Genomic DNA, 21,563 nt, shown 5'->3' on the forward strand with positions numbered 1-21,563 from the left:
CCCTATTCTTGATACCGGACAAACTCATGTCAGCAAGCTCATTCAACCGGCGCTGGGCGGAGGTTATTCTCGAAACGCTGGCGCGCCACGGCATCAAACACGTTTGCATCGCGCCCGGCTCCCGCTCGACGCCGCTCACCCTGGCGGCTGCGCAAAATAACGCGTTTATTCACCATACCCATTTCGACGAGCGCGGGCTGGGGCATCTGGCGCTCGGGTTGGCGAAGGCCAGCCAGCAGCCGGTAGCGGTGATTGTCACCTCCGGTACGGCGGTGGCGAACCTCTACCCGGCACTGATTGAGGCTGGGCTGACCGGTGAGAAGCTGATCCTGCTCACCGCCGATCGTCCTCCGGAGCTCATCGACTGCGGCGCGAACCAGGCGATCCGCCAGCCGGGCATGTTTGCCTCGCATTCGGCACAGACTATCTCCCTGCCACGCCCTGCTCAGGAGATCCCGGCCCGCTGGCTGGTCTCTACGCTGGATAACGCCCTTGGGGCGCTGCACGGCGGGGCAATACACATCAACTGTCCCTTTGCCGAGCCGCTTTACGGCGAGCTGGATGAGTCTGGCCTTGAGTGGCAGCGCGCGCTGGGCAGCTGGTGGCAGAGCGATCGCCCCTGGCTGCGGGAGGATATTCGTCGTGAGAGCGAGAAGCAGCGCGACTGGTTCTTCTGGCGACAGAAGCGTGGCGTTGTGGTGGCCGGGCGGATGAGCGCCGCCGAGGGCAAACGGGTGGCAGAGTGGGCGCAGATGCTGGGCTGGCCCCTGATTAGCGACGTGCTCTCCCAGACCGGGCAGCCGCTGCCCTGCGCCGATCTGTGGCTGGGCAACGCCCGCGCGGTGAGCGAGCTGGCCCAGGCGCAGATTGTTATCCAGCTTGGCAGCAGCCTGACCGGAAAACGACTCTTGCAGTGGCAGGCAACCTGCACACCGGATGAGTATTGGCTGGTGGATAACATTGCAGGCCGCCTCGATCCTGCGCACCATCGCGGACGGCGGCTGCTATCCGGCGTCGGCGAGTGGCTGATGCTGCATCCGGCCGAGAAGCGTCATCCGTGGTATACGGCGATCCCCTCTCTGGCCGATCGGGCGTGGCAGGCCGCTGCAGCCCGGCGTGAAACCTTTGGCGAAGCGCAGCTGGCGCACCGTCTGGCGGAGTTTCTGCCGGAGCAGGGGCAGCTCTTTCTGGGCAATAGCCTGGTCGTGCGCCTGGTGGATGCCCTTGGGCAGTTGCCTGCGGGCTATCCGGTTTACAGCAATCGCGGTGCCAGCGGCATTGACGGCCTGCTCTCTACCGCCGCTGGCGTGCAGCGCGCCACCGCGAGGCCAACCCTGGCGCTGGTGGGCGATCTCTCCGCACTCTACGATCTCAACGCGCTGGCGCTGCTGCGCCAGGTCTCCGCGCCCTTTGTGCTGATCGTGGTGAACAACAACGGCGGGCAGATCTTCTCCCTGCTGCCGACTCCGCAGGCCGAGCGGGAACAGTTTTACCTCATGCCGCAGAACGTCCACTTTGACCATGCGGCGGCGATGTTTGACCTGGCCTACCATCGCCCTGAAAGCTGGGCCGAGCTGGAGGCGGCATTGGCTGGAGCCTGGCGCGCACCGCAGGCGACTCTGATCGAGCTGGTGGTCGATCCCCAGGAGGGGGCGCAAACCTTACAGCAGCTCCTGGCCCAGGTCAGCCAGCTATGATCCTGCATGCGGTGGCGAAAGCGGGCGAGGCCGGGCTACCCTGGCTGGTATTTCTGCACGGTTTCTCAGGCCGTGGCGAGGAGTGGACGGCGGTGGGGGAGCGTCTCTCCCGCCATCCCCGTCTCTATATCGATCTCCCCGGTCACGGCGGTTCATCGGCTATCTACGCCCGCGACTTTAATGAGGTGTGCTCACAGTTGCACGCTACGCTTGTTAGTTACAACATACTAAAGTACTGGCTGGTGGGGTACTCCCTCGGAGGCCGCATCGCCATGTACTATGCATGTATGAACTATGCGTGTATGAACTATGCCTGCCAGTATCCCGCTGGTTTACAGGGCGCGATTGTAGAAGGCAGCCATCCAGGACTCACCTCCGCCGCCGCCCGCGAGGCCCGCTGGCTCTCTGATGCCCGCTGGGCACAGCGCTTCCGCCATGAACCACTGACCGACGTTTTTAACGACTGGTATCGACAGCCGGTATTTGCCGAGCTGAGCGCTGAACAGCGGCGTGAGCTGGTGGCCATAAGACGCGACAACAGCGGCGCGGCGCTGGCCGCCATGCTCGAAGCCACCTCTCTGGCGGTACAACCCGATCTGCGTCCGGCGCTGCGCCAGGGCAACTTTCCCTTTTACTACCTGTGCGGCGAACACGACCACAAATTCCGCGCCCTCGGTGCAGAGCTTGCGGCGTCTTGCCTGTTGATTAACGACGCCGGGCACAACGCCCACCGGGAGAATCCCGGCGGGACGGCGGCCTGTCTGGCGCACATTTTGCGCTACTGATTAAGGAACTCTGATGATCTATCCCGATGAATCCATGCTTTACGCGCCGGTTGAGTGGCAGGACTGCTCCGAAGGCTACAGCGACATTCGCTACCATAAATCCACGGACGGCATCGCCAAAATCACCATCAACCGTCCGCAGGTACGCAATGCGTTTCGCCCCCTGACGGTGAAAGAGATGCTCCAGGCGCTGGCGGACGCCCGCTACGATGATGAGGTTGGCGTGATTATCCTCACCGGCGAAGGTGAAAAAGCCTTCTGCGCCGGGGGAGACCAGAAGGTGCGCGGGGACTACGGCGGCTATCAGGATGACTCCGGCGTACATCACCTTAACGTGCTCGACTTCCAGCGTCAGATCCGCACCTGCCCGAAACCGGTGGTGGCGATGGTGGCGGGGTACGCTATTGGCGGCGGCCACGTCCTGCATATGATGTGCGATCTGACCGTTGCGGCGGAAAATGCGGTATTCGGCCAGACCGGTCCCAAGGTCGGCTCTTTTGACGGCGGCTGGGGCGCGGCCTATATGGCCCGCATTGTTGGGCAGAAAAAAGCACGCGAAATCTGGTTTCTTTGCCGTCAGTACGACGCCCAGCAGGCGCTGGATATGGGGCTGGCCAACACCGTGGTGCCGGTTGCCGAGCTGGAAAAAGAGACCGTACGCTGGTGTCGGGAGATGCTGCAAAATAGCCCGATGGCCTTGCGCTGTCTGAAGGCGGCGCTCAACGCCGACTGTGACGGCCAGGCGGGTCTGCAGGAGCTGGCGGGCAATGCCACGATGCTCTTCTACATGACCGAAGAGGGGCAAGAGGGGCGCAACGCCTTCAACGAGAAGCGTCAGCCGGACTTTAGCAAATTTAAACGGAACCCGTAATGCGTCAGGCACAGGTTTACCGCTGGCAGATCCCGATGGACGCCGGGGTAGTGCTGCGCGAGCGGCGGCTGAAAACCCGCGAGGGACTCTATCTCTGCCTGCGTGACGGCAGCCGGGAAGGGTGGGGTGAGATTGCTCCGCTGCCGGGCTTCAGCCATGAAACACGCGATGAGGCGCAGGCAGTGCTAATGGCCTGGGTTGACCGCTGGCTACAGGGGGCAGAGACGCTTCCGGAGATGCCGTCGGTGGCCTTTGGCGTGAGCTGTGCGCAGGCCGAGCTGGCCGGAACCCTACCTGAGGCAGCAGACTATCGCGCCGCGCCGCTCTGCACCGGCGATCCTGACGAGCTGATGCTTCAGCTTGCTGCCATGCCCGGCGAGAAAGTCGCAAAGGTCAAAGTGGGCCTCTATGAAGCGGTACGTGACGGCATGGTAGTTAATCTCCTGCTGGAAGCGGTGCCCGACCTCCAGCTGCGGCTGGATGCCAATCGCGCCTGGACTCCGCAAAAGGCGCAGCAGTTTGCGAAGTATGTTCATCCGGACTATCGCTCGCGCATCGCCTTTCTTGAGGAGCCGTGCCGAACCCGCACCGACTCGCTGGCCTTTGCCCAGCAGACCGGGATCGCCATCGCCTGGGATGAGAGCCTGCGTGAGGCTGATTTTGCCTTTGCCGTCGAGGCCGGGGTGAAAGCCGTGGTGATCAAGCCTATGCTCACCGGCGCGCTGGAGAAAGTTTGCGAGCAGGTGCAGGCTGCCCATGCGCTGGGCATGACGGCGGTGATCAGCTCCTCTATCGAGTCAAGCCTCGGTCTGACCCAGCTGGCGCGGATTGCCGCCTGGCTGACGCCGCAGACCATACCGGGGCTCGACACGTTAGGACTGATGCAGGTTCAGCAGGTTCGCCGCTGGCCGGGCAGTACCTTGCCGTGCCTTGATAGTGCCGCCCTGGAGCCGTTGCGATGACCTTTGCCGACTGGCCGTGGCGTCACTGGCGCGAGCGGCGGGGTGACGCCGCCGCCGTGCGTTTGAACCAGGAAACCCTCAGCTGGCGCGTGCTCTGTACGCGCCTTGATGCCCTGGCGGCGGGCTTTGCCCGGCAACACGTCCGGCCGGGGGATAGCGTGCTGCTGCGCGCCGGTAACTCACCGCAAACGCTGCTGGCCTGGCTGGCGCTGCTCCAGTGCGGCGCACGGGTATTGCACATTAACCCCCAGCTGCCCGATGCGCTACTGGCGGTCCTGCTACCGTCACTTTCGTTACAACATACATTGGGTTTTGATAATAACTGGCACGGCATCGGGCTTCCGACGCTGGCGATGCGTGACGCAGAGGGCGAGGATGCAGCCTGCTGGCAGCCGCAGCGGCTGGTTTCCATGACGCTCACCTCCGGTTCAACCGGCCTGCCCAAGGCGGCGGTACACACCGCTGCCGCGCACCTGGCCAGCGCGCACGGCGTGCTGTCCCTGCTGCCTTACGGCCCGGAAGATGACTGGCTGCTCTCCCTGCCGTTGTTTCACGTCTCCGGGCAGGGCATTTTATGGCGCTGGCTGCTGGCGGGCGGGCGGCTGACGGTTCGCGATAAGCAGCCGCTGGCTCAGGCGCTGGCAGGCTGTACTCATGCCTCGCTAGTGCCGACCCAGCTCTGGCGGCTGCTGGAGGAGAACGCCAGCGTGAACCTGAAAGCGGTTTTGCTGGGTGGTGCGGCTATTCCGGTGGCGCTTACCCAGCGGGCCAGCGCGCAAGGGATCCGCACCTGGTGCGGCTACGGGCTAACTGAGTTCGCCTCTACGGTGTGCGCAAAAAACGCCGACGGCGAGCCGGATGTCGGTCAGCCGCTGCCGGGGCGTGAGGTGCGGATCGTCAACGGCGAAGTGTGGCTGCGCGGCGCGAGCATGGCCGCAGGCTACTGGCGTCACGGCGAGCTTATCCCGCTGGTCAATGATGAAGGCTGGTTTGCTACTCGCGATCGCGGCATGCTGAACAACGGACGGCTGAGCATACTCGGACGCATGGATAATCTCTTTTTCAGCGGCGGGGAGGGGATCCAGCCGGAGGAGGTGGAGCGGGTAATTGAGGCCCATCCTCGTGTACAGCAGGCTTTTGTAGTCCCGCTGGCCGACCGCGAATTTGGCCAACGTCCGGTTGCGGTAGTGGCATGCGACAGCGAGTTTGCTATCGACTCGCTGGGGGCGTGGGTCAATGGCAAGCTTGCCCGCTTCCAGCAGCCGGTGCACTGGCTGGCCCTGCCTGAGCGCCTAAACGCAGGGGGGATCAAGATCTCCCGCCGGTCGCTGATCGACTGGGTTCAGCAGACGCTGCGCGGCGGATAGCACTTCCCCTGTGCCGCTAAACCGTGTAAAACACTTTTCGCCCATCGGCCAGCGTGAAAGGCTTGTACACTGTGCCGGTTTTGGGCGTTTTATATTTTTTAGTATGGAAAAGGGCAATGGATAAAAGAATTTTGTGGGGAGTGGCCAGCCTGATGCTGGTATCGGCATCAGCCAGCGCGCTGAGCGTTAGCGGTCAGGCAGGGGAGCACTACACCAACCTGGCGGCCGGATTTGGCACCGAAACCAGCGGCCTGGCGCTGAGCGGCAACTGGACGCACAGCGATGACGACGGCGACGCCGCCGGTCTGGGGCTGGGTCTTAACCTTCCGCTCGGGCCGCTGCTGGCGACCGTTGGCGGTAAAGGCATTTATACCAATCCGAATGACGGCGACGAAGGCTATGCCGCAGCGGTAGGCGGCGGCCTGCAGTGGCCGATCGGCGACAGCTTCCGCCTGTTTGGTGAGTACTACTACTCTCCGGACTCGCTCTCCAGCGGTATCGACAGCTATCAAGAAGCTAACGCTGGCGCACGCTGGACCATCATGCGTCCGCTGAGCATTGAAGCCGGCTATCGTTATCTGAACCTGGCGGGTAAAGACGGCAACCGCGACAATGCGCTTGCTGATGGCCCCTACGTTGGGGTGAACGCCAGCTTCTAATCCTCCGGCGCGGCGGCCTGCCGCGCCTTTTCTCCTGCTGGATCCTGCCGCTATTTGCTTCCCCATGCGTTATAGTACTCCCACAACAGGTAAGGGAGAGTACGGAGATAACGATGATAAACGTGGAAATGCTGTCTACCGGGGATGAAGTCCTGCATGGTCAGATTGTGGATACGAACGCCGCCTGGCTTGCCGATCTGTTTTTCACCGAAGGGTTGCCACTGACGCGCCGTAACACCGTGGGCGACAGCCTTAACGATCTGGTTGCCATTCTGCGCGAGCGCAGCGAGCACGCCGATATCTTAATCGTTAACGGTGGCCTGGGGCCGACCAGCGACGATCTCAGCGCGCTGGCAGCCGCGACCGCAGCGGGCGAAGAACTGGTGCTGCATGAGGCGTGGCTGAGCCACATGGAGCGCTTCTTCACCGAGCGCGGGCGCGTAATGGCACCCAGCAACCGCAAGCAGGCGGAGATCCCGGCCAACGCGGAGCTGATTGATAACCCGGTGGGCACCGCCTGCGGCTTTGCCGTCAAGCTTAACCGCTGCCTGATGTTCTTTACGCCAGGCGTGCCGTCAGAATTCAAGGTGATGGTGCAGCAGGAGATCCTGCCGCGTCTGCGGGCGCGCTTTAGCCTGCCGTTGCCGCCAGTCTGCCTGCGACTGACCACCTTTGGCCGCTCCGAGAGCGATCTGGCCCAGAGCCTGGATCACCTTCAGCTGCCGGAAGGGGTGGTGATGGGCTACCGCTCATCCATGCCGATCATTGAGCTGAAGCTGACTGGCCCGGCGGAGCAGCGTGCAGCCATGGAGGCGCTGTGGCCAGAGGTGCAGCGCGTTGCGGGCGAGAGCCTGATCTTTGAAGGCACCCAGGGGCTACCGGCGCTGCTGGCAGAGAAGATGCGTGAGCAGCAGCTGAGCCTGACCGTTAGCGAGCAATTCACCAGCGGCCTGCTGGCGCTGCAACTCTCCCGTGCGTCCGCTCCGCTGCTGGCGAGCGAGGTACTGCCGTTCCAGGCCGATACGCTGGAGCAGACCGCGCGCTGGGCCACGGAGCAGCGCAACCGCCACCTGGCCGGGCTGGCCCTGAGCGTCGGCGGGCTGGACGAGGAGCACATTAACTTTGCCCTCGCTACGCCGCAGGGTACTCACGCGCTGCGAGTCAAGTTCAGCACCGGACGCCACGGCGTGGCCATCCGCCAGGAAGTGTGCGCCATGATGGCCCTGAACATACTGCGCCGCTGGCTGAGCGGTAAAAATGTCGCCAGCGATCACGGCTGGGTGAGCGTAGTGGATTCCCTGTTTGTAGCGTGATCCGCTTCCGCCTGTAGCATACCAGGATGTTCACCGCCTTTGCTGGTGGACATCTTAACACTCCCGTACTGCCCCCTCCTTTATGTTCGTTTTCTTATCATTTAATCCTTTCTAATCTATTTTTTGGTTGCTTGCGCGCACTGTCGAGCATGATTCGAAAAAAATATTGCGTGCCGATGCGCTTTTTTGCGCATTTTTTGTCATATTTCTGTAACAATCTGTGCGTGGATTCACAGTAACATTTGCCGATATTTCTTAACATCGTCAGCCTCGCTGAAGTGGTGAGGCACCTTTACTCTACAAATTTAATACTTGGCCACGGAGGCTACATGCTCAGTATCTTTAAACCAGCGCCACATCAGGCGCGCCTGGGAAAGGCAGAGATTGATCCGCTCTACCGTCGTTTGCGCTGGCAAATCTTTATCGGCATCTTCTTTGGCTACGCGGCGTACTATCTGGTGCGTAAAAACTTCGCCCTCGCGATGCCCTATCTGGTAGAGCAGGGTTTCTCCCGCGGCGATCTCGGATTCGCGCTGTCGGGAATCTCCATTGCCTACGGTTTCTCCAAGTTCATTATGGGCTCGGTATCGGATCGTTCTAATCCACGCGTTTTCCTGCCTGCGGGGCTGATCCTGGCGGCGGCGGTGATGCTGTTCATGGGCTTCGTGCCGTGGGCGACATCGAGCATTGCCGTCATGTTCGTACTGCTCTTCTTATGCGGCTGGTTCCAGGGGATGGGGTGGCCCCCGTGCGGTCGCACCATGGTGCACTGGTGGTCGCAGAAAGAGCGCGGCGGCATTGTTTCGGTGTGGAACTGTGCGCATAACGTGGGCGGCGGTATTCCGCCTCTGCTGTTCCTGCTAGGGATGGCCTGGTTTAACGACTGGAAAGCCGCGCTCTATATGCCAGCGTTCGGTGCGATTGTGGTGGCAATCATTGCCTTTGCGCTGATGCGTGATACGCCGCAGTCTCAGGGGCTGCCACCTATTGAAGAGTATAAGAATGACTATCCGGATGATTACAGCGAGCAGCACGAAGAGGAGCTGACCGCTAAACAGATCTTCATGAAGTATGTCCTGCCCAACAAGCTGCTGTGGTACATCGCGATAGCCAACGTCTTTGTCTATCTGCTGCGCTACGGCATCCTCGACTGGTCGCCGACCTACCTGCGTGAGGTGAAACACTTTGCGCTGGATAAATCCTCGTGGGCCTACTTCTTGTATGAATATGCGGGGATCCCTGGCACCCTGCTGTGCGGCTGGATGTCGGATAAGGTGTTCAAAGGCAACCGTGGTGCGACGGGCGTGTTCTTTATGACGCTGGTGACCATTGCTACCGTGGTGTACTGGCTTAACCCGCCGGGCAATCCGGGCGTGGATATGGCCTGCATGATCGTTATCGGCTTCCTGATCTATGGTCCGGTGATGCTGATTGGTCTGCATGCCCTGGAGCTGGCCCCGAAAAAAGCGGCAGGCACCGCGGCAGGCTTTACCGGCCTGTTTGGATACCTTGGCGGTTCCGTGGCGGCGAGCGCCATTGTAGGCTATACCGTTGACTTCTTCGGCTGGGACGGCGGATTTATGGTAATGATCGGCGGAAGCGTGCTGGCCGTACTGCTACTGATTGTGGTGATGTTTGGTGAAAAACGCCACCATGCGGAAGTGCTGGCGCGTCGTTAATAAGGACTAAAACAGAAAAGGGCCGTAAGGCCCTTTTCTGTTTGGAAGTACAGAAGGAATATGTGGATCTGCGATGATTCCCGTTCACTTCATACATTCTGCTTATCTGGAAACCCCGCACACGTGAACGTGCCAGGGTGGCTCGCCGCCACCACCCTGGCGACCCGGGCTCCCGGCAGGGAAAATCGCCGCTGCGCGGTTCCCTCGGCTTATCCCTTCCGGCTACCGGGTCGGGCGAGATGCAACGTCCCTGTAAGTCACGCCCTCAGCCCGCATCCATGCGGGCTGCCCCGGCCGCAAGTGAACGCCTCAGCGATTTTCAGCCGGACCCAATACCTCGCTTTAATACCGAGCCTACAGCGATTTCTTTGTTGCTGTGGAGTACAGTCTCACAGCGCGGGGGTTGAGTCCCCGCTGAAACCGGCGAACCGGAGACCGGATGACAAGGACTGGACGCCAGGGAGGGCGGCCAGAGGCGAAACGAGACACGACGTCGAGTCGAGCCGGCCGTCGGTCAGCCGGACGGGAGGTGAGCGCAGTGCGAAGCACCGGTTTCCCCGCGGGGCCGCGGGGATCGATAAGGGGGCCGCGGTGGCCCCCTTATCCCGTTCACGTGTGATACTCGTTATATGTTCTGTCTGATTTAGGGTGAACGGAACATATACACCAGAGTTACATAGTTCCTTTTTCTTGGGCTTAACTGATAAGTATTACCGTAAGGCCCTTTTTTTATGCCCAGGAAACAGGTAAGGTTCACGTAGCATTTACTTCTTATAAATCATGTAAAATCAATACATTATGTTGATGATCCGCGCGACGATCCTGGATGACCCAGTGCGACTCTCTGTTTACCTTTTTTCACTATTTAACGCTAAATATTGCTGTTAACGTCGAACAATAATTTATTTACATGCATCACGGCGTGTAAAAATAAGCGCCGGGCTGTATGTTGAAAGTATTCACTATCGCCATATAATCGTCCTTATTATCAGTGCGACTTATGAAATAAGGATCGAACGGCACCCTACGGACAGTTTTAAGAGATATGAGTAAAGATACGATGGGATATCGGCTATACGGTTACGTAATCGGCAAAGAAATTCACTTCGAGATTGAAAACCGAAGGCTTTATCGCCTGCCGCAGGGAAGTGCCGATAAATCATTTATCTTTGGCTCGGTATTATTTAACCATACGATGCTGCATCTGTTTGTCTATCTATTACAGCATGGCCGTCATACGACGGTGCCGCGCGAGGAGCTGCTGCGCGTGGTGTGGGAGGAGAACGATCTGGTGCCATCGAGCCAGCGCCTGTGGCAGGTATTAAAAAACCTGAATCGTCGGCTCAGCCTGCTGGGATTACCCGATGATTTCATCGCCAACGTCCGGGGAAGCGGCTATATCATTAACTACGTTGATATTACGCCAATCTATTACAGGGTCAGTGAACTCCAGCGCTGCCCTGAAATAATAACGGAGAGTTAGCTATTCCGGCGTGAGTGATGTCAACCCGGAAATTTATCCCTGAACATATGTGTGCTCAGGGATTTTTTATATTTGCCGATCGCCCACTACAGATCGAGTTCAATATCGCCCATGGCGCGACAGCAGCAGGGGAGGATCTCCCCGGCCTGGATAAAGGCCAGCGGCTCGGTGAGCCACTCAACCTGACCAGCAATCAGCCGGGTGCGGCAGGAGCCGCAGTAGCCCTCCCGGCACTGGTACTCTACATCAACCTTGTGGAACTCTAACGCCGCCAGCAGCGACGGATGTTCATCCTGGCACAGCAGCTGTGCGCCAGTGATGCGCAGCGTCACCGCACCCATTAGAGCTGGAAGTCGCTGAGATCGTCGGTGTTCACTTCCGAATCGATCTGTCCGACCAGGTAAGAGCTCACCTCAACTTCCTGCGGCGCTACCTGCACGTTGTCAGAGACCAGCCAGGTGTTGATCCACGGGATTGGGTTGGAGCGGGTTTGGAACGGCAGATCCAGACCCACCGCCTGCATACGGATATTGGTGATGTACTCTACGTACTGGCAGAGAATATCTTTGTTCAGGCCGATCATCGAGCCGCCCTGGAAGAGATACTCCGCCCACTCTTTCTCCTGCTGTGCCGCCTGTACGAAGAGATCGTAAGAGGCCTGCTTGCACTCTTCGGCAATCTCCGCCATCTCCGGATCGTCCACGCCGCTGCGCAGCAGGTTCAGCATATGCTGGGTGCCGGTCAGGTGCAGGGCCTCATCGCGGGCGATCAGGCGAATGATCTTGGCGTTGCCTTCCATCAGCTCGCGCTCGGCAAAGGCAAAGGAGCAGGCGAAGCTGACGTAGAAGCGGATCGCTTCCAGCGCGTTCACGCTCATCAGGCAGAGATAGAGTTTCTTCTTCAGCTCGCGCAGGTTCACGGTCACGGTCTGGCCGTTGACGGTATGCGTGCCTTCGCCCAGCAGGTGCCAGTAGCTGGTCAGCTGGATCAGATCGTCATAGAAGTGGGAGATACCTTCCGCTCGCTTGAGGATCTGCTCGTTGGTGACGATATCATCAAACACAATCGCCGGATCGTTGACGATGTTACGGATGATATGGGTGTAGGAGCGCGAGTGGATGGTCTCGGAGAACGCCCAGGTTTCGACCCACGTCTCCAGCTCAGGGATAGAGATCAGCGGCAGCAGCGCCACGTTAGGACTGCGGCCCTGAATGGAGTCCAGCAGCGTCTGATACTTTAGGTTGCTGAGGAAGATGTGCTTTTCATGCTCCGGCAGCGCCTGGAAGTCGATGCGGTCACGCGAGACGTCAACCTCTTCCGGACGCCAGAAGAAGGAGAGCTGTTTCTCAATCAGCTTTTCAAAGATGTCATATTTTTGCTGATCGTAGCGGGCGACGTTGACCGACTGGCCGAAAAACATCGGCTCTTTTAGCTGATCGTTCTTCGTCTGTGAAAAGGTGGTGTATGCCATGCGAGTGTTTCCTGTCCTGCTAGTATGCGCCCGGCGGCGCAGAGCTTGCCGGGCCTACAATATCCCGTAGGCCGGGTGAGCGAAGCGCCACCCGGCTAAACGATATTAAATCTTACATGCGCCGCTTTCGCAGCCGTCGTCCTGAATAGAAGGCACCATATCGTCCTGCGCATCTTCCGCACCGTCACGGGTGTTCTGATAGTACAGGGTCTTGACGCCAAACTTATAGGCGGTGAGCAGATCCTTCAGCAGCTGCTGCATCGGCACTTTGCCAGACGGGAAGCGGGACGGATCGTAGTTGGTGTTCGCAGAGATCGACTGGTCGATAAACTTCTGCATGATGCCCACCAGCTGGAGGTAACCGTCGTTGTTCGGCATCTCCCACAACAGCTCATAGTTGTTTTTCAGGTGCTCATAATCTGGCACCACCTGACGCAGGATCCCGTCTTTCGACGCTTTGATGCTCACGTGGCCGCGCGGCGGCTCAATGCCGTTGGTGGCGTTAGAGATCTGCGATGAGGTCTCAGACGGCATCAGCGCGGAGAGCGTGGAGTTACGCAGGCCGTGGGTTTTGATGGACTGACGCAGCGCTTCCCAGTTGTAGTGCAGCGCTTCGTCGGTAATGGCGTCGAGATCCTTTTTATAGGTGTCGATCGGCAGGATACCCTGGGCATAGGTGGTCTCGTTGAACCACGGGCACGCGCCTTGCTCTTGCGCCAGCTCGTTAGAGGCTTTCAGCAGGTAGTACTGAATGGCTTCAAAGGTCTGGTGGGTCAGGTTGTTGGCGCTGCCGTCGGAGTAGCGCTTGCCGTTTTTCGCCAGCCAGTAGGCGTAGTTGATCACGCCAATACCCAGCGTACGGCGGCCCATGGCCCCGCGTTTGGCGGCCGGGATCGGGTAGTCCTGATAGTCCAGCAGCGCATCCAGAGCACGTACCGCCAGCACGGCCAGCTCTTCCAGCTCGTCGAGATTGTTGATAGCGCCAAGGTTGAACGCCGACAGCGTACAGAGTGCGATTTCGCCGTTCTCGTCGTTGACGTCCATCAGCGGTTTGGTCGGCAGGGCGATCTCCAGGCACAGGTTGGACTGGCGCACTGGCGCAACCGCTGGATCGAACGGGCTGTGGGTGTTGCAGTGGTCAACGTTCTGAATGTAGATACGACCGGTGGAGGCACGCTCCTGCATCATCAGCGAGAAGAGCTCAACGGCCTTCACGCGCTGCTTACGGATGCTCTCATCCTGCTCATACTGCACGTACAGGCGCTCAAACTCGTCCTGATCGGCAAAGAAGGCGTCGTACAGGCCCGGCACGTCGGACGGGCTGAAGAGGGTGATATCCTGGCCTTTCAGCAGACGGGTGTACATCAGCTTGTTGATCTGTACGCCGTAGTCCATGTGACGAACGCGGTTGCCTTCAACGCCACGGTTGTTTTTCAGCACCAGCAGGCTCTCAACTTCCAGATGCCACATCGGGTAGAAGAGGGTCGCCGCACCGCCGCGCACGCCGCCCTGGGAGCAGGACTTCACCGCGGTCTGGAAGTGCTTGTAGAACGGAATACAGCCGGTGTGGAACGCTTCACCGCCGCGGATCGGGCTGCCGAGGGCGCGGATGCGGCCGGCGTTGATGCCGATACCGGCGCGCTGGGAGACATACTTCACAATCGCGCTGGAGGTGGCGTTGATGGAGTCCAGGCTGTCGCCGCACTCGATCAGCACGCAGGAGCTGAACTGGCGGGTCGGGGTACGCACGCCGGACATGATCGGCGTCGGCAGCGAGATCTTAAAGGTCGAGACCGCGTCATAGAAACGCTTCACGTAGTCCAGACGGGTGTCGCGCGGATAGTTAGAGAACAGGCACGCGGCAACCAGAATGTAGAGGAACTGGGCGCTCTCGTAGATTTCGCCGGTCACGCGGTTCTGAACCAGATATTTGCCTTCCAGCTGCTTTACGGCCGCATAGGAGAAGGTCAGGTCGCGGTCGTGCTGGATGAAACCGTCCATCTGCTGGAACTCTTCTTCCGTGTAGTCTTCCAGCAGATGATTATCGTACTTGCCCAGCTCAATCATCTTGCGTACGTGGTCGATCAGCACCGGCGGCTCAAACTGGCCGTAGGCTTTTTTACGCAGGTGGAAGATGGCAAGGCGGGCAGCCAGATATTGATAATCCGGCGCGTCGCGGGAGATGAGATCCGCAGCGGCTTTGATAATGGTTTCGTGGATGTCGGACGTTTTAATGCCGTCGTAGAACTGAATATGGGAACGCAGTTCAACCTGAGAGATCGATACGTTATTCAGCCCTTCTGCCGCCCAATCCAGCACCCGGTGGATTTTATCCAGATTGATGCGTTCAGTACGACCATCACGCTTCGTCACCAGCAGACTCTGATTCATGTACCTGTCCTTAAGAAAAAAAGTATCCCCCGCTTATCCACATTTTCACACTGTGGTTAAACCTGTGGATAAATACTATATGTAGGGGGTGTTTGATAAAAACGTCACAATATGGTGAGTATTCTAGTCTGGATTCTTTTCAGTACAAGAGTTGATTTTGAGGTTAAATTGCGGTTGCGGAAAGGTAATAAACGCTAAGTCCGCGAACGATAAGGGCTACAGGAAAGTCAACGCATGTGAAAAAAAAAAGTGAATGTGATCGAACGCTGAAATCTTCATCGCGGAACTGGCGGAAGTGAATTACGCAGCTTATGAGGCTGCGTAATTGTCATCACATTTTCGGATAACGTTAGCTGTTTTTTGCCTGGGTGTGCAGCATGTAGTTCACGTCAACGCCTGGGGCCAGCTTGAAGCGATCGCTAAGCGGATTGTAGTGCAGGCCAATCATATGCCGCTCCTGCAGCGGGGTAGGATCGATCCAGCTAATCAGCTCGGCGGGTTTGATAAACTTCTTCACGTCGTGCGTACCTTTCGGCACCATGCGCAACACATACTCCGCGCCGACAATCGCCAGCAGCCAGGCTTTACCGCTGCGGTTAAGCGTCGAGAAGAAGACGTGGCCCCCTGGCTTAACGAGGCGGGCGCAGGCGTGCACCACCGACTGCGGATCGGGAACGTGCTCCAGCATCTCCATGCAGGTGACGACGTCATACTGTCCAGCCTGCTTAGCCGCATGCTCCTCTACCGTCTCCTGAACGTATTCGACATGAACGCCGGACTCCAGGGCGTGCAGGCGAGCGACCTGCAGTGGCTCAAAGCCCATATCGAGGCCGCTGACGTTAGCGCCTTCCCGGGCCATGCTCTCGGCCAGGATGCCGCCGCCGCAGCCGACGTCCAGCACTTTTTTGCCGAACAGGCCGCCGACGCGCTCGGCGATATAGCCCAGGCGCAGGGGGTTGATACGATGCAGCGGTTTAAACTCGCCTTCGGTATCCCACCAGCGTGACGCCACGGCTTCAAATTTGGCGATCTCTTCATAGTCAACGTTTTGAGCCACCGGCGGTTTTTCAGCATTCATGGGCGCTTTTACTCCTTAATCAATCAGTGCATTGAGTATATCAGGAGAGAAGTATCAATAAAGCATTGGCGGGGGTGTTTCCTTTACCGGAATCACGTCGGCTGTGTTATAATTTGCGACCTTTGAATCCGGGATACAGTAGAGGGATAGCGGTTAGATGAGCGACCTTGCGAGAGAAATTACACCGGTTAACATCGAGGAAGAGCTGAAGAGCTCCTATCTGGACTATGCGATGTCGGTCATTGTTGGCCGTGCGCTGCCAGACGTCCGCGATGGCCTGAAACCGGTACACCGTCGCGTACTTTACGCCATGAACGTATTGGGCAATGACTGGAATAAAGCCTACAAAAAATCTGCCCGTGTCGTTGGTGACGTAATCGGTAAATACCATCCCCATGGTGATACGGCGGTGTATGACACCATCGTTCGTATGGCGCAGCCGTTTTCGCTGCGTTATATGCTGGTCGATGGCCAGGGTAACTTCGGCTCGGTAGACGGCGACTCCGCCGCAGCGATGCGTTATACGGAAATCCGTATGTCGAAAATCGCCCACGAGCTGATGGCCGATCTGGAAAAAGAGACGGTCGATTTCGTTGATAACTACGACGGAACCGAACGCATTCCAGACGTCATGCCGACCAAAATCCCGAACCTGCTGGTCAACGGCGCGTCCGGTATCGCGGTAGGGATGGCCACCAACATTCCGCCACACAACCTGACGGAAGTGATCAACGGCTGCCTGGCCTACATCGACGATGAGAACATCAGCGTTGAAGGGCTGATGGAGCACATTCCAGGGCCAGACTTCCCAACGGCGGCGATCATCAACGGTCGTCGCGGTATCGAAGAGGCCTATCGCACCGGGCGCGGCAAGATCTACATTCGCGCACGCGCGGAAGTGGAAGCCGACGCGAAAACCGGTCGTGAAACCATCATCGTGCACGAAATCCCGTACCAGGTGAACAAAGCGCGCCTGATCGAGAAGATTGCCGAGCTGGTAAAAGACAAGCGCGTTGAGGGCATCAGCGCCCTGCGCGACGAGTCCGATAAAGACGGCATGCGCATCGTGATCGAGATCAAACGCGACGCAGTGGGCGAGGTGGTGCTGAACAACCTCTACTCCCAGACGCAGCTGCAGGTCTCCTTCGGTATCAACATGGTTGCGCTGCACCACGGTCAGCCGAAGATCATGAACCTGAAAGATATTCTTTCTGCGTTTGTGCGCCACCGTCGTGAAGTCGTGACCCGTCGGACCATTTTTGAACTGCGTAAAGCCCGCGATCGTGCGCATATCCTTGAGGCGTTGGCGGTTGCGCTGGCGAACATCGACCCGATTATCGAGCTGATCCGCCGTGCTCCGACCCCGGCCGAAGCGAAAGCGGGGCTGGTGGCGCAGGCGTGGGATCTGGGCAACGTGGCGGCCATGCTGGCAGGCGCGGGCGATGACGCCGCGCGTCCAGAGTGGCTGGAGCCCGAGTTTGGCGTGCGTGACGGTAAGTACTACCTGACCGAACAGCAGGCCCAGGCGATCCTCGATCTGCGTCTGCAGAAGCTGACCGGCCTGGAGCACGAGAAGCTGCTCGACGAGTACAAAGAGCTGCTGGCGCAGATCGCCGAGCTGCTGCACATTCTCGGCAGCGCCGATCGTCTGATGGAGGTGATCCGCGAGGAGCTGGAGCTGGTTCGTGACCAGTTTGGCGACGCGCGCCGCACCGAGATCACCGCGAACAGCTCTGATATCAACATTGAAGATCTGATCAACCGTGAAGATGTGGTGGTCACGTTGTCGCATCAGGGCTACGTTAAGTACCAGCCGCTGACCGACTACGAGGCCCAGCGCCGCGGTGGTAAAGGCAAGTCCGCAGCCCGTATTAAAGAAGAGGACTTTATCGATCGTCTGCTGGTGGCCAACACCCACGACACGATCCTCTGCTTCTCCAGCCGGGGTCGTCTCTACTGGATGAAGGTCTACCAGCTGCCGGAAGCAAGCCGTGGTGCGCGCGGTCGTCCGATCGTCAACCTGCTGCCGCTGGAAGCCAACGAGCGTATCACCGCGATCCTGCCGGTGCGCGAGTACGAAGAGGGCGTCAACGTCTTTATGGCGACCGCCAGCGGCACGGTGAAGAAAACGGCGCTGACCGAGTTCAGCCGCCCACGTTCTGCCGGTATTATTGCGGTGAACCTCAACGAAGGCGACGAGCTGATTGGCGTGGATCTGACCTCCGGATCTGATGAAGCGATGCTGTTCTCTGCCGCCGGTAAAGTGGTGCGCTTTAAAGAAGATGCCGTTCGTGCCATGGGTCGTACTGCGACCGGCGTGCGTGGTATCAAGCTTGCGGGTGAAGACAAAGTCGTTTCTTTGATTATTCCTCGTGGTGAAGGCGCCATCCTGACCGTGACTAAGAACGGCTACGGTAAACGTACCGCAGAGACCGAGTACCCAACCAAATCGCGCGGTACTCAGGGCGTTATCTCCATCAAGGTCACCGAGCGCAACGGCTCCGTGGTGGGCGCGGTGCAGGTCACCGACACCGACCAGATCATGATGATCACCGATGCCGGTACGCTGGTGCGTACTCGCGTGTCGGAAGTGAGCGTGGTAGGCCGTAACACCCAGGGCGTGATCCTCATCCGTACCGCGGAAGATGAGAACGTAGTGGGTCTGCAGCGTGTGGCCGAGCCGGTAGATGACGAAGAGCTGGACGCAATCGACGGCACGGTGGCAGAGGGCGATGACGATATCGCCCCGGAAACCGACGCTGACGATGATGCAGCGGACGATAGCGAAGAGTAATTCTGCGCAGTCACTCTGAGCATTGATGAAAGGGCCGGCAATCCGGCCCTTTTTCTTTGCGGTCTGCCCGTTTTACCGCTACCTTATCGACATCCTTTTTTGACCCTGACGGCGGAGCATCGCCACGTTGAAATACCTCGTCTCTTTTCGTACTACACTCAAGGTTTCACGCTACCTGTTTCGGGCGCTGGCGCTGCTGCTTTGGCTGCTGATTGTTCTCTGCTCGGTGTTCTACATCGTCAACGCCCTGCACCAAAAAGAGTCTGAAATCCGCAAGGAGTTTAACCTCAGCTCCGATCAGGCCCAGCGCTATATTCAGCGCACCTCAGACGTGATGAAAGAGCTTAAGTACATCGCGGAAAATCGCCTGACGGCAGAGAACGGCATTCTGGCCTCTCGCGGCCCGAATACGCAGAACGACGTTCCCGATTTTCAACCGCTGTTTCCAGACTCTGACTGCGCGGCAATGGGCACGGCCTGGCGCGGCTCGCTGGAGTCGCTGGCGTGGTTTATGCGCTACTGGCGGGACAACTTCTCCGCTGCCTACGATCTCAACCGGGTATTTTTAATCGGCAGCGCAAATCTTTGCATGGCCGACTTTGGTCTGCGCGACGTGCCGCTGGAGCGGGAAAGCGCCCTGAAAAACCTGCACGAGCGCATCATGAAGTATCGCAATGCTCCGCAGGAAGAGCGTGGCAACAACATCTTCTGGATAAGCCAGGGCGCGCGTCCGGGCATCGGCTACTTCTACGCGTTGACGCCGGTTTATCTGGCTAACCGCCTGCAGGCGCTGCTGGGCGTTGAGCAGTCTATCCGCATGGATAACTTCTTTACCCCGGGTACGCTGCCGATAAGCGTGACCATTCTCGATGAGAACGGCCATGCGCTGATCTCTCTGACCGGGCCGGACAACCGCCCGGAGATCGATCCGCGTTGGATGCAGGAGCGCTCCTGGTTTGGCTACACCTCTGGATTCCGCGATCTGGTGCTGAAGAAGAGCCTGCAACCCTCATCTCTGAGCGTGGTTTACTCGGTGCCGGTGGATCTGGTGCTGGAGCATATCCGCATGCTGATCCTCAACGCGGTGCTGCTTAACGTGCTGGTGGGGATCGCGCTCTTTACCCTGGCGCGGATGTACGAGCGACGCATCTTTATTCCGGCGGAGGCGGATGCCCAGCGCCTTGAAGAGCATGAGCAGTTCAACCGCAAGATTGTGGCCTCCGCGCCGGTGGGGATCTGTATTTTACGTACCCAGGATGGGACAAACATTCTGAGTAACGAGCTGGCGCACAACTACCTTAATATGCTGACCCACGAAGATCGGCAGCGGCTGACGCAGATTATCTGCGGTCAGCAGGTCAATTTTGTTGATGTGCTCACCAGCAACAACACCAACCTCCAGATTAGCTTTGTTCACTCGCGCTACCGCAATGAGAACGTGGCGATCTGCGTGCTGGTGGATGTCTCCTCACGCGTAAAAATGGAGGAGTCGCTGCAGGATATGGCCCAGGCGGCAGAGCAGGCGAGCCAGTCGAAATCGATGTTCCTGGCAACGGTTAGCCATGAGCTGCGCACGCCGCTGTACGGCATTATCGGTAACCTCGATCTGCTGCAAACCAAGGCCCTGCCGAAAGGGGTCGATCGGCTGGTCACGGCGATGAACAACTCCTCCAGCCTGCTGCTGAAGATCATCAGCGATATCCTCGACTTCTCAAAAATTGAGTCGGAGCAGCTGAAGATCGAGCCGCGAGAGTTCTCCCCGCGCGAGGTGATGAACCACATTACCGCTAACTACCTGCCGCTGGTGGTGCGTAAGCAGCTCGGGCTGTACTGCTTTATCGAGCCGGACGTGCCGGTGATGATGGAGGGCGATCCGATGCGCCTGCAGCAGGTGATCTCCAACCTGCTGAGCAATGCCATCAAATTTACCGACGTGGGCTGCATCGTGCTGCACGTGCAGCGCTCAGGGGAGTATCTCTCTATTCAGGTACGCGATACCGGCGTCGGCATTCCGGCCAAAGAGGTGGTTCGCCTGTTCGATCCCTTCTTCCAGGTGGGAACCGGGGTGCAACGTAACTTCCAGGGCACCGGGCTGGGGCTGGCTATCTGTGAGAAGCTGATCAGCATGATGGACGGCGATATCTCTGTGGATACCGAGCCGGGAATGGGAAGCCAGTTTACCGTGCGTATCCCGCTCTACTCCGTTCAGTCTCCGCAGGCGATTGACGTTGACGGCCTGGCCAACACCCGCTGCTGGCTGGCGATCCGCAACGCTTCCCTGTGCAGCTTTGTAGAGTCGCTGCTGGCCCGCAACGGCATCCGCACCGAGCACTACGAAGGGCAGACCCCGGACGCGGACGATACGCTGTTGACCGATGACGCCCTCGACCAGCCCTGGCAGGGTAGGGCGGCGGTGATCTTCTGCCGTCGGCATATCGGCATTCCGCAGGAGCGCAAGCCCGGCGAGTGGACGCACAGCGTGGCGTCACCGCACGAGCTGCTGGCCCTGCTGGCGCGCATCTACAGCGTCAAGGTGGATACCAGCGAAACCGCGCCGGTACTCTCTGCCGAGACGCAGGATGCCCACAATGACGACATGATGATTCTGGTGGTGGACGATCATCCGATCAACCGACGTCTGCTGGCGGATCAGCTGGGTTCCCTGGGCTACCAGTGCAAAACCGCCAATGACGGCGTGGATGCCCTGAACGTGCTCAGTAAAAACCACATCGACATTATTCTCAGCGACGTCAACATGCCGAATATGGATGGCTACCGCCTGACGCAGCGCATTCGCCAGCTGGGGCTGACTCTGCCGGTGGTGGGCGTGACGGCTAACGCGCTGGCGGAAGAGAAGCAGCGCTGTCTCGAGTCAGGCATGGACAGCTGCCTGTCGAAACCGGTAACGCTGGACGTATTGCAGCAGACGCTGGCGATCTATGCGGAGCGGGTGAGAAAGACGCGGGGATAAGGCAGAGAGAGTAAGCCGGGCAAGCGCAATGCGCCGCCCGGC

15 protein-coding genes are annotated in these 21,563 nt (G+C 59.0%); 11 read left to right on the top strand and 4 right to left on the bottom strand.

Annotated elements, in window-relative coordinates; genetic code table 11:
• Positions 1–26 precede the first annotated feature (26 nt).
• From menD to EV102420_RS04900, 9 genes are all read left to right on the top strand, one after another.
• On the top strand, positions 27–1,697 hold the full coding sequence (gene menD / locus EV102420_RS04860) for a 2-succinyl-5-enolpyruvyl-6-hydroxy-3-cyclohexene-1-carboxylic-acid synthase (RefSeq protein ID WP_042389598.1): 1,671 nt from the start codon (positions 27–29) through the stop codon (positions 1,695–1,697).
• A complete protein-coding gene (menH, locus tag EV102420_RS04865; protein ID WP_042389600.1) occupies positions 1,694–2,482 on the top strand; it encodes a 2-succinyl-6-hydroxy-2,4-cyclohexadiene-1-carboxylate synthase in 789 nt (262 codons plus the stop codon). Before menD ends, menH begins: the two co-directional genes overlap by 4 nt.
• Before the next feature lie 13 nt (positions 2,483–2,495).
• Positions 2,496–3,353, top strand: coding sequence for a 1,4-dihydroxy-2-naphthoyl-CoA synthase (menB, locus tag EV102420_RS04870; protein WP_042389603.1), 858 nt, complete (start codon positions 2,496–2,498; stop codon positions 3,351–3,353).
• Positions 3,353–4,315, top strand: coding sequence for an o-succinylbenzoate synthase (menC, locus tag EV102420_RS04875; RefSeq protein WP_042389605.1), 963 nt, complete (start codon positions 3,353–3,355; stop codon positions 4,313–4,315). Before menB ends, menC begins: the two co-directional genes overlap by 1 nt.
• Positions 4,312–5,682, top strand: a complete 1,371-nt coding sequence (gene menE, locus EV102420_RS04880) for an o-succinylbenzoate--CoA ligase (RefSeq protein ID WP_042389607.1) — start codon at positions 4,312–4,314, stop codon at positions 5,680–5,682. Before menC ends, menE begins: the two co-directional genes overlap by 4 nt.
• Before the next feature lie 116 nt (positions 5,683–5,798).
• Positions 5,799–6,341 carry a YfaZ family outer membrane protein gene (locus EV102420_RS04885; protein ID WP_042389608.1) on the top strand — a complete coding sequence of 181 codons (543 nt, stop codon included), beginning with the start codon at positions 5,799–5,801 and terminating at the stop codon, positions 6,339–6,341.
• 113 nt (positions 6,342–6,454) lie between these two features.
• Positions 6,455–7,654 carry a nicotinamide mononucleotide deamidase-related protein YfaY gene (locus EV102420_RS04890; protein ID WP_042389610.1) on the top strand — a complete coding sequence of 400 codons (1,200 nt, stop codon included), beginning with the start codon at positions 6,455–6,457 and terminating at the stop codon, positions 7,652–7,654.
• A gap of 329 nt (positions 7,655–7,983) precedes the next feature.
• Complete coding sequence (gene glpT / locus EV102420_RS04895) at positions 7,984–9,333, top strand: glycerol-3-phosphate transporter (protein ID WP_042389612.1); 1,350 nt, start codon at positions 7,984–7,986, stop codon at positions 9,331–9,333.
• Between the two features lie 1,045 nt (positions 9,334–10,378).
• Positions 10,379–10,816: a winged helix-turn-helix domain-containing protein gene (locus EV102420_RS04900; RefSeq protein ID WP_306302598.1), complete on the top strand. Its 438-nt coding sequence runs from the start codon at positions 10,379–10,381 to the stop codon at positions 10,814–10,816.
• An 86-nt stretch (positions 10,817–10,902) separates the two neighbouring features.
• On the opposite strand, the gene yfaE is transcribed toward EV102420_RS04900, so the two are convergent.
• The 4 genes from yfaE to ubiG all read right to left on the bottom strand — a co-directional run bounded on the left by yfaE (position 10,903) and on the right by ubiG (position 15,756).
• A complete protein-coding gene (gene yfaE / locus EV102420_RS04905) occupies positions 10,903–11,157 on the bottom strand; it encodes a class I ribonucleotide reductase maintenance protein YfaE (protein WP_042389614.1) in 255 nt (84 codons plus the stop codon).
• Positions 11,157–12,287 carry a class Ia ribonucleoside-diphosphate reductase subunit beta gene (gene nrdB, locus EV102420_RS04910; RefSeq protein WP_042389616.1) on the bottom strand — a complete coding sequence of 377 codons (1,131 nt, stop codon included), beginning with the start codon at positions 12,285–12,287 and terminating at the stop codon, positions 11,157–11,159. The genes yfaE and nrdB overlap by 1 nt, the downstream gene beginning before the upstream one ends.
• Positions 12,288–12,392: 105 nt before the next feature.
• Complete coding sequence (gene nrdA / locus EV102420_RS04915; protein WP_042389618.1) at positions 12,393–14,678, bottom strand: class 1a ribonucleoside-diphosphate reductase subunit alpha; 2,286 nt, start codon at positions 14,676–14,678, stop codon at positions 12,393–12,395.
• A 349-nt stretch (positions 14,679–15,027) separates the two neighbouring features.
• Entirely contained in the window at positions 15,028–15,756 is a 729-nt protein-coding gene (ubiG, locus tag EV102420_RS04920; protein WP_042389621.1) for a bifunctional 2-polyprenyl-6-hydroxyphenol methylase/3-demethylubiquinol 3-O-methyltransferase UbiG, read from the bottom strand.
• 157 nt (positions 15,757–15,913) lie between these two features.
• Here ubiG and gyrA point away from each other — a divergent pair, with 157 nt between their 5' ends.
• Both gyrA and rcsC read left to right on the top strand, forming a co-directional pair.
• Positions 15,914–18,550: a DNA topoisomerase (ATP-hydrolyzing) subunit A gene (gyrA, locus tag EV102420_RS04925; RefSeq protein WP_042389622.1), complete on the top strand. Its 2,637-nt coding sequence runs from the start codon at positions 15,914–15,916 to the stop codon at positions 18,548–18,550.
• Between the two features lie 127 nt (positions 18,551–18,677).
• Positions 18,678–21,521: a two-component system sensor histidine kinase RcsC gene (gene rcsC, locus EV102420_RS04930; protein ID WP_042389624.1), complete on the top strand. Its 2,844-nt coding sequence runs from the start codon at positions 18,678–18,680 to the stop codon at positions 21,519–21,521.
• Positions 21,522–21,563: the final 42 nt, after the last annotated feature.

Source organism: Pseudescherichia vulneris NBRC 102420 (assembly GCF_000759795.1).
Classification (GTDB): Bacteria; Pseudomonadota; Gammaproteobacteria; order Enterobacterales; family Enterobacteriaceae; genus Pseudescherichia; species Pseudescherichia vulneris.